Here is an 11,809-nt window from a genome sequence, read left to right as displayed (position 1 = left end):
TGTTTTCCCGCTCGCTCCAGGCGGCGGACACATGCGCGCAGATATCGAGATGCCTGACGGCTGCGCCAAGCAACACAGCGCGCCAGGGGTACCGTCTCCAACGTCCTTGTTGTGAGGAAATCTATGTCGCGCCCTTACGGGCCAGAGAAACCGCAGGGCCTCAAGGCAGGACAAGAAGAGCCGCTGGGCCATTTGCAAGAAGTCGCTGCAGGCCGCAATCCGTGGTGCATTGCGCGCGCATCCTAGCGGGCGAACCAAGGCGTGTCAACCGCCAAGGCCGCCCAAGATGGGGGCCTGAAAATAATGTGCTTCAACCGCCAGTAATGCATTACAATCGGCGCGAGAGCGAGGGCGAAAAATGGCCTACCGGACGTTCAAACCCGTCATGGATGCGCGGCTCGCCGAGATCCGTGCGGCGGGCCTGTACAAAACGGAGCGGCAGCTGGTGGGCCCGCAAGGGGCGCAGGTTCGGGTTGCCTCCGGCCACGGTCACGCGCCGGACACCGTCCTCAACCTTTGCGCCAACAATTACCTGGGACTGGCCAACCATCCGGAAGTCCTGAAAGCCGCGGCCGAGGGGCTGCAGCACCATGGCTACGGCATGGCCTCGGTGCGCTTCATCTGCGGCACGCAGGACTTGCACAAGCGCCTGGAGCAAGCCCTCTCGACGTTCCTGGGCACCGCCGATACGATCCTCTACAGCTCCTGCTTCGATGCGAACACCGGTCTGTTTGAAACCGTGCTGGACGAACGGGACGCCATCATCAGCGACGCGCTGAACCACGCCAGCTTGATCGACGGCATCCGCCTCTGCAAAGCGCAACGGTTCCGCTACGGCCATTCGGACATGGGGGAGTTGGAGACGGCCCTCAAGCAGGCGTCGGCCTGCCGCCTGCGCTTGATCGCCACCGACGGGGTCTTCTCAATGGACGGGCATCTGGCCCGGTTGCCGGAGATCGTCGGCCTGGCGGAGCGCTACGATGCGGCCGTCCTCGTGGACGACAGCCATGCCACGGGGGTCCTCGGTCCATCCGGACGCGGGACGCCCGACTATTTCGGCCTGACCGACCGGGTGGATTTGATCACCAGCACGCTGGGGAAAGCGCTCGGCGGAGCCTCCGGAGGATTCACCTCGGGCCGCGCCGAAGTCATCGAGCTGTTGCGCCAGCGCTCCCGCCCCTACTTGTTCTCAAACGCGCTGCCGCCGGTGATCACGGCGGCGGCGCTGCAAGCCCTCAAGTTGGTGGCGCAAGGGGAAGCACTCCGAGCCGCTCTGCGCGCACACCAGGCGTTTTTCCGGACCCAACTGACCGGCCTCGGCTTCACCGTGACGCCGGGCGAACATCCGATCATCCCGATCATGCTGGGTGACGCGATGGTGGCCACGCGCATGGCCGACCGGTTGCTCGAGGAAGGCGTCTACGTGGTCGGGTTCAGTTACCCGGTGGTTCCGAAAGGACAGGCGCGGATCAGGGTGCAGATGTCGGCGGCGTTGAGCCACGAACAGCTGGAGCAGGCGGTCAAGGCCTTTGCCAAGGTGGGACGGGAATTGGGAATCATTCGGTAGCCGGCACGGGGCACGATGATGCCCGCGGCGCTGGCCCCTCGATCACCGGGACGGGACTTTCCCTCCATGCAGCCGCTGCCGCTCCTCCATGTAGACCCGGCGCTCTTCGTCCTTGGGTTCATAGCGGCTTTGCGAATAGGAATCGAACCGATCGCCGAAGTAGGCCAGGAAGAAGGACACGAGAACGAGGAGTCCCGCCAGCGCGAGGAGCACCGCCACCCAGGTTTTGTTGGCAAAGATCAGGTATCGGACTTCTTCGAGCATGGTGCGGCGGCGGCGGCGCCTGACCATCGTCACGACCTTGGTCGTTCTCGTCAGGGAGGCCACCGGCCGCGCAGACGAGGTCGCCGTTCCCGCATCGGAGGATGAAACAGCCGGCTTAAAGTCCAACCCGGTCTCAAAAGCTTTCGACGCCTCTTGCGCCGGCATCCCCGGCGCAAGGGATTTGGCCCCCGGCTCCGGAGGCAAGGACTGCGGCCGGTCCCGGACGATCTGAGTCAGCTCGGCCGGATCGGCCAGCTTGAACCGCAGGATATCGTCCAGCGTCAGGATGGACGCCAGGCGCCCGGTCTCATCCACGATGGGCAGTTGGCGAATGCCATGACGGACCATCACGCCGACGGCCGTGCCGATGTCCTGGCTCTTCGTGATCGTCACCAAGGGTTTGGACATGGCGGCGCCCACCAGGACCGATCTGGCATCCTGTCCCGCAGCCGTCACCCGCACCACAATGTCCCGGTCGGTGATGATCCCGATCGGCATCGTCCGTTCATCCACCACCACGACCGACCCGATGCCCCGGGCCGTCATGAGCCGCGCCACGTCCTTCACCGAAATATCCTCCGGTGCGGTATGGACGGTGCCCGTCAAGCTGGCTTTCTTCTCGGTTGCGGTTTGGCTCACGATGCGCTCACCTCCGATCGTTCCCACAAGGTAAGCAAAGCCCAAGCCGAAGGCAAGCCTTCTCTGATTTCGTAACAAGGACCGCAGGATGGGCAAAAGGCCACCGTCACACCCGCCCACCCGCATGCGCCAAGACGCACGCCGTTCCCGTGGCTCGTCCGCAGCGCGCCTTCCATCCGTTTTCTCTGTGCCCTACGCTTCACGCCTCACGATGCACAGGGTTCAAGAGCGATGCGAGAACAAAGCTGGCGGACTTTTTCAACATCCTGCTAGAATCCGCCCATGACGCGGAGCACCAAGCGGCGGTTGCTCGTCAGCGGCGCGCTGGCCCTGGCGGTCGCCTCGCTGTTGACCGCAGCCTACCGCTTGACCTTCTTGTCCACGACCCAGATCCACAGCACCGATTTCCTGTTTGCGTCGCAAGGGACGGACCCGGCGCAGGCCACGGTGATCGTCGGCATCGACCAGCGCAGCTACCGCGCCCTGCTCCCCCGGTACGGTCCGCTGGTGAACTGGCCCAGGACCCTCTATGCCCAGGCGGTGGACCGGCTGCATGAAGCCGGCGCCAGGGTCGTAGCGTTCGATATTTTCTTCGATGCGCCCACGCCGGAAGACCCGACGGTCGCGGCGGCCATCCGGCGGGCGGGGATCGTCGTCACCCCGGTCGAAGCCCAGGGCCCCAAGGACCTCGTCCCGCGTCCCGGTATTGCCCAGGAGTTCGACGTCTTCGTGCGTCCCACCGCCGCGATCAGGGATGCGGCCGTCGCCGAAGGGTTCGTCAACGTGACCACCGACCAGGACACGGTGGTCCGCAGCTTGCCGCTCCAACTGACAGCCGGGCCCGACATCGTGCCGGCGCTGGCCCTGACCGCCGTGGCGCGCTTCGTCCGGCGGCCCGGCGTGATCGACGAACCGGCGGCCGGGGCCCTGATCTTCGGCGCCGGGCGGGCCATTCCCGTCGGACAGACCGGCAGCATGCGGATCAATTTCCTCGGCGGCCCCTCCAGTCCCGAGCATGGCGGCCCGTTCACGATCCTGCCTTTCGCTTCGATTCTGGACAGTTCTTTCAACCCGGCGCTGGTACGGGACAAGATCGTGCTGATCGGCCTAACGATCCGCGGGGTGGATGAGTTTGCCACCCCGACCACGGCGGAGACACGTATGTGGGGCGTCGAGGTCCTGGCCAACGCGGTGGAAACCATTCTCCGTCAGCGGTTCCTGGTCCCTGTGTCGGACGGGACCACCATCCTCTTGATCGTCGCCTCGGCCGTCCTGGCCTCGCTGCTGGTGGCGGTCGGCGGCCCGCGCCATGCCGCCCTCGGGGTGATCGGGGCCCTCGGCCTGTATTGGTTGGCCGCCGGCCTGCTGTTTGACAACGGAGTGGTGCTCAATCTCGTCTACCCGCCCGGCGCGCTGCTGCTCGGCTTCGCCGCCGCCATGGTCTACCGCGTGGCCTTCGAGCAGGCGGAGCAGAAGATGATCCGGGGCGTCATGGCCCGCTATCTGTCGCCGTCCGTCAGCCACTGGGCGCTGAAGGACCCGGAGCGGCTGAAGCTGGGCGGCGACACCAGGACCATGACGGTGCTCTTCTCCGATCTGCGCGGCTTTACCACCCTGTCCCACGCGCTGGAACCCCAGGCGCTGGTGGCCCTGCTGAACGAATACATGACGGCGATGACCGAGATCGTGTTCCGGCACGACGGGGTGCTGGACAAGTATATCGGCGACGCGATCATGGCCTTCTGGAACGCCCCGATGGCACAGCCGGACCATGCCCGGCGCGCCTGCCGCACCGCGCTCGACATGATCGCACGGCTCCGCTTGCTGAACGCCGACTGGCAACGACGGGGCCTGCGCAACCTGGATGTGGGGATCGGCATCAACACCGGTCCGATGGTCGTGGGGAACATGGGCTCGCGGGACCGGCTCGCGTACACGGTGATGGGGGACACGGTGAACGTCGCGGCGCGGCTGGAGGGCCTCAGCAAGGAATATGGGACCAGGCTCGTGGTCGGCGAGGCCGTCAAGGCCGAGGCAGGCGAGGCCTTTCTCTACCGGTTTCTCGACCTCGTCGCGGTGAAAGGGCGGGCGGAGCCGTTGGCGGTCTATGAAGTGTTGAGCCGGGCGGGCGAGCTCGAACCGGCGAGAGCGGCCTTCGTGACCGCCTACGAGCGGGGCATCGCGCTCTACCGATCCCGGCGGTGGGCGGAGGCGGCGGCTTTGTTCGAAACGATCCAGGCCGACATGCCAGAGGACGGACCCAGTTCGCTCTACCTGCGCCGCAGCCGGGCCTTGCTGGCTTCGCCCCCGCCCGAGGATTGGAACGGGGTCTACGTGGCCCAGCACAAGTAAACGGTATCAGCGGCTCCCGCCTGCTGACGCCAGTTCATCCGGTGCGAGCAGGATCTTCCCCGGCAGCGGCCCGGCCAGCGGCGTGAACGCCGACGCGGCCCCGGACCGGACCTTGGCCTGCTTGGGATCGCCGCTCGTGGTCTGGTCGAGGACCTGGTTGATGCGGGTGTGCAGACGCTGGCCTTTCGCGATAGTCCCGGACAGAGGCTGAAGATACGTCAGCGTCCCTTTGAAGGACCCGCTGAGGGTGATATGGAAGGGACCGTCCTCCTTTCCTTCCAGCACGAGCGTGAAGGGGCCGGGCACGCCGGCCGGCACTTCGACGGTCCGCGTCCCTCCCTCGCCTTGGCCCGTGAAGGACCCGAACACCTGATTGACTTCCACGCCGGGCGCCACGAACCCCGCCACCCGGACTTCGTCGTCCATCAGCACCAGCGGGAGCACGTTCGACGAGGCCACGACGGCGAGCACGCTCTGGTGCACGGCGAAGGGCTGCGGCGTCGGAGCCGCCGCGCCTTTCACGACCGCCTTTTGGCCGGGCGACAAGGTCAGGGTCCGCCCTTGTCGATCCGTGACGGTCAAGGGCCCGGCCTTGGTCCAACAGGTGAAGGTTCCGTCCGCCTCCTGCTGGCTGCCGATGAGCCCGTCGTGCACCGTGGCCGTCGCCGTGTTGGATTCCAACGAGAAGCTGGATTTTTGATCCGCCAGCCGGACCACCCGGGCCCAGACCTTGCCGAGATTGATCCGGATGGCGATCGTCGAACGCGGCTTGCCCACATCGGCCTGCTTGACCGCCACATCGCCGTTCGGCATGACCGTGAGCGTACTCCCGTCCAGGAAGGTGATCAAAGCCTCCGCGTTCGGACCGGTCAGCACACGGTCCCCCGCCGCCAGATTCATCCCGTCCGTCGCCGGTTGAGCCTGGGTGCCTCCCCCCGCTATACATTGGACCGTCCCCTTCAAAATCGTCAGTGTCGCCGTGTCGGAGACCGGCTTCGGCCCGCCCTGCTGTGCCCAGGCGTTCGGACCTCCGAACGCGAGGCCGAGGAGAAGGCTCAGAAGCAGCCGGGAAGCGAAACGGGCAGCGACGCTCACCTGGACGTACTGTATGGAGGAACGCCGAACTGGGTTCATGATGTCCACCTCTCGTGCGGGCCGGACGGCCGGGACAGGGCGCATGGCAGAACGACGCGTCCAGCTTCCGCCGGACACGTCGCCCTGTCAAGAGAAACGGCGGTTCAAGGTAGGGGCCGTTCGAAAGGAAGTGTTCGGTTCTCAGTGACCAGCTCAAGAAACTGATGACCGAGAACTATTGAGGCTTGCGCCTGAGGGTCTGTTCGAAAACCCGCTATTCTCGGATCGCTCTGGCCCGCTTTTGCAGATACGCGTTGCGGACCGCTCCGTAGAGGTCCACGACGGTTTCCTCCACGCCTTCAAAAGTCGTCTCGATGTTGATGGCCCGCTCGTTCGCCATATACCCGGCCCGGATGCCGATCTGGGCAAAGAGGATCGTATCTTCATTGGTCACCACCTGCGGCCAACTCTTGACGTCCACGAAGGGGAACAGCAGGATGTTGAAGGGATCGAGGGCCAAATCGACCACGAAACCGCTGATGTCCCGGACCGTGTAGGAGCCGAGGATCGGGATCACCAGATAGGGACCGGGCTTCGTACCGTAGGCTCCCAGAGTCTGACCGAAATCTTCGTCCGGCGTCGTAATCCCATAGGCTTCCTTGGCGAAATCGAAATAACCGCCCCACCCGAAAGAGGTATTGAGCAGGAACCGGCCGAACTCGATCCCGGCGCCTTTGAACTTGCCTTGGAACAAATTGTTGATCAGGCGGGGCACCGTGCGCATATTGTGGAAGATGTTGCTGAGCCCGTGCTCCGCGCCATCCGGCACGACTGTATCGTAGGCCGTGGCCACGGGTTTGACGATCCATTCGTCCAGCTTGCGGTTGAACAGGAACGTCTTGACGTTGAGCACTTCCCAGGGATCGTATTCTTCCATTCCGTCGGCCGAGCCTTCAGCCTTGGCAAACGGATCGTAGTTCTCATCTTTGACCGGCTCGCTCGTCACGGGCTCCGCTGTGGGTGCTGCCGGCGGCTCGGCCGCTTGGGCCTGTGGCGCAACGACTTTCTCAACCGGAGGCGGAGGGGCTTCCGGCTGAGCAGGGCTCGTTTCCTGCGGGCTGAGCTGACTCGGGGCCTGGAGGCCCTGGGCCGGACTCGTGTCATGGGGGCCAAGATGGCTGGCCCCGTCAGCCTGGGCCAGCACCGGAGGGGTTGCCGACCGATCTTCGGAAGAGGACGGCACCGCGGAAGAGTGCTCCGACTGCACCGATGGCATCGTGACGCCGGACAGCGCGTCCATCAGGCTTCGTCCGTCCCCATCCGTTCCTGCCACCGAAACGGTCACGGAAGGCAGGCCCAAAGTCGCGTCGAGGCTGCCCAGGGAATCGGAGCCGGTGGCGCATCCGCTCAAGCCGACCACCCCCAACGCAAAGCCCGCACCGAACATCCAGCGAATCATCAGCTTGTCCTGCACCGCGACCTCCTATCTGCAACGGTCTATCGTGTGGGGCGACGGAGCCCCAATCAGATCGGCGCACTTTACCAAAAGAGCCCCTGGAGAGCCAAGTATTGTTTGAATCGGGGGCGCTCATCTCACCCTGACGACCTGTTCCGCAAACTGCCGCAGCCGTTGGAAATAAGCCCGCCCGCCGACCACATAGAGGTCGTTATGGTCGGCCCCCGGAACCAGGTAAAAGTCCTTGGGCGCCCGCGCCGCGTCGAACACTTGCCGGCCCAGCTCGGCGGGGATGATCTCGTCCCGCCCACCATGAATGACCAACACGGGCAGGGACAATACCGCCAACCGGTCGGTCAGGTTGAACTCCGCCCCCAGCAGCCAGTCCACCGGCAGCCCGAAGTAATGGGCGCGGGCCACGGCTGCAACGGACGGAAAGGCCCCCTCCAGGATCAGCCCGGCTGCCTGCCGCCGGACCGCCACATGCCCGGCCACAGCTCCACCGAGCGAACGGCCGAAGAGCAGTAGGCGTTCCGGAGCCACATGCCTGCTGGTGGCGAGGTAGTCATAAGCGGCCAGCGCATCCTGGTACATCCCCTCCTCGGTGGGCCGGCCTTGGCTGCGGCCGTAGCCGCGGTAATCGAAGAGAAAGACGGAGAAGCCCAATCGGTACAGTTCGACAAGATTCTCCAGCCGGTGGATGATGTTCCCTGCATTGCCGTGACACCAGAGCAGGACCACAGGCGTCGCCCGATTCTCCACGTACCAGCCGAAGAGCTTCGTCCCATCCTCGGCCTGAAACCAGACCTCCTGCAGCGGCAATCCGCTGACACGGGCCCAGTCCCGGTCGATCCAGGGCGCCGGATGGTAGACGAAAAATCGGTCGAGGAGACTCATTTGTTTCTATCCATCACTATCAGGATGCTCAAAAAGACCAGCCAACGAGGCCGCAGGGAGTGAGGGCCCCGAGGCGTACTGAAAAAGTACGTTGAGGGGGTCGAGCGACTGAGAACAAAGTTGGGGGGCTTTTTCAGCATCCTGGCACTTCAAAAAAACGCCTGTACATAGAACACCGCCTCGCTGTCGTCATAGCGGCGGCTGAACTCGAACCGTACCGCAAGGTTCTGCTCCAACGTGTAGCGCGTCCCCACGAAGTAGCGGAAATCCTCCGATCGGTAGCCGAGCGGATACTTCAAATACGTCGTGGAGGCTAAGACCTTCCAGCGATCCGTCAGCGTGGCCAACAAGCCGGCCGTGCCCCCGCCGCCGATCCGGTGATTCTCCTGGTAGGCGTGACTCCAGTTCGCGTCCACCTCCGCAAAGGCAAAGGCCACGACCCGCCGCCACCAGTGAGTCTCGACGGCCCCGCCGAGGCCGCCGTTGACATTCATGTTGCCGCAGTAGCCGCAGCCGGGCCGGTTGACGGTCTCCCAGCCGGTATTCACCTTCCACGAGAGAGCTTTGAAGTCCCCGTCCATCGGCGTCAGCGACACGATATTCACCGGCGTGAACCGCTCCAGCCTGGTCTGATTGTGCGGTTGGTAATGGCGAACGCTCAGCGCCACGATCTGGATCTGTGAATCCGGGCTGTACCCCTTGTCCGGGTCGAGCAGATCGTGATACGCCGCGCGGACGCTCAGATCCTGGAACAATTGACCCCTGCGCCAGCCGACCCCCAGGTCGGCACGCGAGGTCTTGTGGCCCTGCTCCGGCGAGACGACATAGGGCTCGACGTGGAAATCCTCCGATCGAATCCTTAACTCGCTCCGTGCCAGCAAGATGTTTCGATTGGCTTCCTTGTAGCTCTCGGCACGTGCTTCATCCGTAACACGGCGATACCGGAAGTAATCGGAGGCGAGATCAAGCACAAACGCCTTTCGCGCCATCGGGAGTGACGCAAAGGCCTCCGATTTGACGACCGACACGTCCGCGATGATCTGTCGGAACCAGCGGAGTTCGTCGTCGCTCAGCACCTCCCGCTTGCGCCTGATCTGCGTGCTCCGCGACGGCCGGTAGGCAATTTCGCCGACCAGGCCAGGCTGCTCGATCAACGCCCGGATCGTATCGGCCGGGATGGTAAACAGGACGAACCGGTCCGTGAGATGCCAGGCCGGGTTCGCATATTCGAGCAACGACAGGATGTGGTACGCGCAGTTTTCTTTCAAAAAGAAGTAGTCAAAATAAGCGTTGCCCAACTCCCAGGCATGCATCAACAACCGTCGGATTTGGTCATCCGTGAGGTTCAGCCGGTACTCCCAGATGTCTCGGTTCTCGATGTCCCGATATTCCTGCACCTTCAGGTAATAGGGCATCGTGGAGAAAAACCCCTTGTAGCCGCCGAGCAACCCATCGATCGCGTAGGAGAAACCCGGGTCCGGCGGGGCATCGGCGGCATAATTGATCGTGTAAGCCAGGATGCGGGTCTGTTCCGTTTGGCCTTTCTGGTCCACGCGCAGGAACGTGTGGCCGAACATGGAGGCGGGATTGTTCATGAATGACGAGGGGAAGATCATCGTCAGGGACTGGGCATTCATCTCTTTGAACCAATTGTCGAACCGCTCGCAGCGCAGGGGAGGCAACCGGCGGTCGTCGAAGGTCAGCTTCTCCTTCAGCCAGTGGTAGCGGGCGACGAAGGCGCATTGGGCCGGTTGCTTGGAGCGGCCGACCAGCTCCTCTGAAAAGAACTGTCTGAGTGTGGCGTTGAGTTCGGCTTGCGGATCGGTCTTGCCGTCGGGGGAGAGAAAGAACCCAGGATCGTCCGCCTCGCTGGTGACGCCGCCGAAAAGATTGGGCTTGTAATGGAGCAGGAGATGCCACTCGCGCTGCTCGGCAAGCTTGGCTTGGGCAGCGCGTTGGATCAGTTCAGAAAGGTGCGAGTGCCCTGTGTCTGCCGCATACGTTGGGGCCACCCAACAAAAGACGCACCAGAGCAAGAAGGAGTAGGCGGGTCCCCGGAGAACGATCATGACTTCCGACGATAGTGCCGTCGGTATTTCTCCGCCGCCTCCGTGAGCCGGCCGTCGTGAGACAAAAACTCGGCATCGCCCCGATCGAGAACTTCGCCATAAGAGGCCAGGTGGATCGCATCCATACCGCGCAACGCGTATTGCACCGCCAAGAGACCGGCGCGCGCATACACAGGAGCAGACAACGAGATGACAAGTACTTGCAACCAGCCGTCCCTGAATCGAGAAAGCAGACTGTGAAATTCCGTTTTGGTGATCGCTCCCTCGCGGTGGCGACGGCCAAGAGCGGCATGCGCCTCGGGATAGGCGATCACCGAGGTAGCGACAATTCCAGCGGATTCCACCCTGGCGATCACGTCGCCGGCGCCCGCCTCTTCCATGAACAACTTCAGCAGGCTCGATGTATCCAGGTACAAAATCATCCGCGGTCTTCAAGCACGGCATCGGCAATGTTGGCCGGGCCCTTTCGAAGTTTCATGGGTCGAACCTGAGGTTTTCCGCCATGCCATTCAGCCTGTCCGGCACGGAGCAAATCATGGGCAATCCGCTGATCGTCGGAAACCTGCAGCCCCGACAGCTCGGCAACCGCGCGGCGGCGGTCGAGGATACGAATCCGCTCGCCTCGTTTGGCCAGCCGCACATATTCGCTGAGCTTGGCCTTCAGCGTCGCGATGTTCACGCTTCGCATACACCCTCCAATATGGTCACGAACCTATATGCCAGATGACTATATTCTTGTCAAGCCGGCGCCTCTGGCAAGCGTTGAATCTGAGTAAGAGAGACGTGCGAGGAATGAGAAAGAGAGGGCTCCCGGCCGTACGGCCGGGAGCCCTGAGAAGCTTAGCGGGTGGAGACCTTGGCCAGCACCGGATGCTGGGCCATCGCGTCGTGGAGCGCGGTCAGCATCGCCGCCGTAGAGGTCTGCCCGGCCTGCAGGAGCTCCCGATACCGCTCCTGGCTCAATGCAAAGAACGCAGGCTGTTGCTCAACCGGCACCCCCATCAGCGTTGCCAGCGACGCCAGGTGTTCACCGCGGCCTTGCGCCATATCTTGTGAGAGCCCCTCGAAATTACTGGCGGCAAAGACTTCCGCTTTGTGCTCCGCCATCACCACACCATCGTTCGTGCAGCCAGAGGTCCCAGAGCTGATAGCGAAAGTCTGGGTAGTAAATAGAACCCCGAAGCCAGTGTTGGTTGTGGCCATCAGGACCTGGGGCGCGATATTCTTCTGATGCTTGTATTCGCTCCAAACCAGCTTACCTAGACCACAACCAGGACCGTTATCAGGATTAGCAGCCAAGGCCAAGCCGCCCTGCACCAAGATGAACGCCGCTGCGAGTTGCAGAACGAGAAGCTTTTTTGTCATTCCAACCCTCCTTAGTTAGATGAACGAGTAAAGAAGCCGCCCGGGCTTTTGCTGAGCCGGAGCAGAGCATAGCACGGCGAATCGGACACTCCAAGAAAGAGGGCCATATCTGGCCGGCTCGGGTTC

Annotated in this window: 10 protein-coding genes; 2 read left to right on the top strand and 8 right to left on the bottom strand. The window is 63.3% G+C overall.

The features are described 5' to 3' along the window. The first annotated feature begins 358 nt into the window (after positions 1–358). Positions 359–1,567, top strand: a complete 1,209-nt coding sequence (locus tag EPO61_00740) for a glycine C-acetyltransferase (protein ID TAJ10841.1) — start codon at positions 359–361, stop codon at positions 1,565–1,567. 42 nt (positions 1,568–1,609) lie between these two features. On the opposite strand, the gene EPO61_00735 is transcribed toward EPO61_00740, so the two are convergent. Continuing rightward, positions 1,610–2,596 (bottom strand): CBS domain-containing protein, encoded by a 987-nt coding sequence (locus tag EPO61_00735; protein ID TAJ10840.1) that lies wholly within the window; start codon positions 2,594–2,596, stop codon positions 1,610–1,612. 156 nt (positions 2,597–2,752) lie between these two features. Here EPO61_00735 and EPO61_00730 point away from each other — a divergent pair, with 156 nt between their 5' ends. Beyond that, positions 2,753–4,822 (top strand): adenylate/guanylate cyclase domain-containing protein, encoded by a 2,070-nt coding sequence (locus EPO61_00730; GenBank protein ID TAJ10839.1) that lies wholly within the window; start codon positions 2,753–2,755, stop codon positions 4,820–4,822. Between the two features lie 6 nt (positions 4,823–4,828). Here EPO61_00730 and EPO61_00725 read toward each other — a convergent pair whose 3' ends face one another. From EPO61_00725 to EPO61_00695, 7 genes are all read right to left on the bottom strand, one after another. After that, positions 4,829–6,001, bottom strand: a complete 1,173-nt coding sequence (locus tag EPO61_00725) for a hypothetical protein (GenBank protein ID TAJ10838.1) — start codon at positions 5,999–6,001, stop codon at positions 4,829–4,831. 169 nt (positions 6,002–6,170) lie between these two features. Next, the gene (locus EPO61_00720; GenBank protein ID TAJ10837.1) at positions 6,171–7,370 is read right to left on the bottom strand and encodes a VacJ family lipoprotein; all 1,200 of its coding nucleotides are present in this window, start codon (positions 7,368–7,370) and stop codon (positions 6,171–6,173) included. A 114-nt stretch (positions 7,371–7,484) separates the two neighbouring features. Further along, positions 7,485–8,249, bottom strand: coding sequence for an alpha/beta hydrolase (locus EPO61_00715; protein TAJ10836.1), 765 nt, complete (start codon positions 8,247–8,249; stop codon positions 7,485–7,487). A gap of 149 nt (positions 8,250–8,398) precedes the next feature. Continuing rightward, positions 8,399–10,318, bottom strand: a complete 1,920-nt coding sequence (locus tag EPO61_00710) for a DUF4105 domain-containing protein (protein TAJ10835.1) — start codon at positions 10,316–10,318, stop codon at positions 8,399–8,401. Next, positions 10,315–10,740, bottom strand: a complete 426-nt coding sequence (locus tag EPO61_00705) for a PIN domain-containing protein (protein TAJ10834.1) — start codon at positions 10,738–10,740, stop codon at positions 10,315–10,317. The genes EPO61_00710 and EPO61_00705 overlap by 4 nt, the downstream gene beginning before the upstream one ends. Then, a complete protein-coding gene (locus tag EPO61_00700) occupies positions 10,737–11,006 on the bottom strand; it encodes a hypothetical protein (protein TAJ10833.1) in 270 nt (89 codons plus the stop codon). Before EPO61_00700 ends, EPO61_00705 begins: the two co-directional genes overlap by 4 nt. A 152-nt stretch (positions 11,007–11,158) precedes the next feature. After that, complete coding sequence (locus tag EPO61_00695) at positions 11,159–11,683, bottom strand: DUF3015 domain-containing protein (protein ID TAJ10832.1); 525 nt, start codon at positions 11,681–11,683, stop codon at positions 11,159–11,161. Between the last annotated feature and the right edge of the window lie 126 nt (positions 11,684–11,809).

The organism is Nitrospirota bacterium (assembly GCA_004296885.1).
Lineage (GTDB): Bacteria > Nitrospirota > Nitrospiria > Nitrospirales > Nitrospiraceae > SYGV01.
Note: the sequence above shows the minus strand (reverse complement) of the source record. Positions and strands in the feature narration are given on the sequence as shown.

Excerpts from the sequence above, each read along its gene's own strand:
- EPO61_00740 (TAJ10841.1), top strand. The coding sequence starts at position 359 with ATGGCCTACCGGACGTTCAAACCCGTCATGGATGCGCGGCTCGCCGAG.
- EPO61_00735 (TAJ10840.1), bottom strand. The coding sequence starts at position 2,596 with ATGCGGGTGGGCGGGTGTGACGGTGGCCTTTTGCCCATCCTGCGGTCC.
- EPO61_00730 (TAJ10839.1), top strand. The coding sequence starts at position 2,753 with ATGACGCGGAGCACCAAGCGGCGGTTGCTCGTCAGCGGCGCGCTGGCC.
- EPO61_00725 (TAJ10838.1), bottom strand. The coding sequence starts at position 6,001 with ATGCGCCCTGTCCCGGCCGTCCGGCCCGCACGAGAGGTGGACATCATG.
- EPO61_00715 (TAJ10836.1), bottom strand. The coding sequence starts at position 8,249 with ATGAGTCTCCTCGACCGATTTTTCGTCTACCATCCGGCGCCCTGGATC.
- EPO61_00710 (TAJ10835.1), bottom strand. The coding sequence starts at position 10,318 with ATGATCGTTCTCCGGGGACCCGCCTACTCCTTCTTGCTCTGGTGCGTC.
- EPO61_00705 (TAJ10834.1), bottom strand. The coding sequence starts at position 10,740 with ATGATTTTGTACCTGGATACATCGAGCCTGCTGAAGTTGTTCATGGAA.
- EPO61_00700 (TAJ10833.1), bottom strand. The coding sequence starts at position 11,006 with ATGCGAAGCGTGAACATCGCGACGCTGAAGGCCAAGCTCAGCGAATAT.
- EPO61_00695 (TAJ10832.1), bottom strand. The coding sequence starts at position 11,683 with ATGACAAAAAAGCTTCTCGTTCTGCAACTCGCAGCGGCGTTCATCTTG.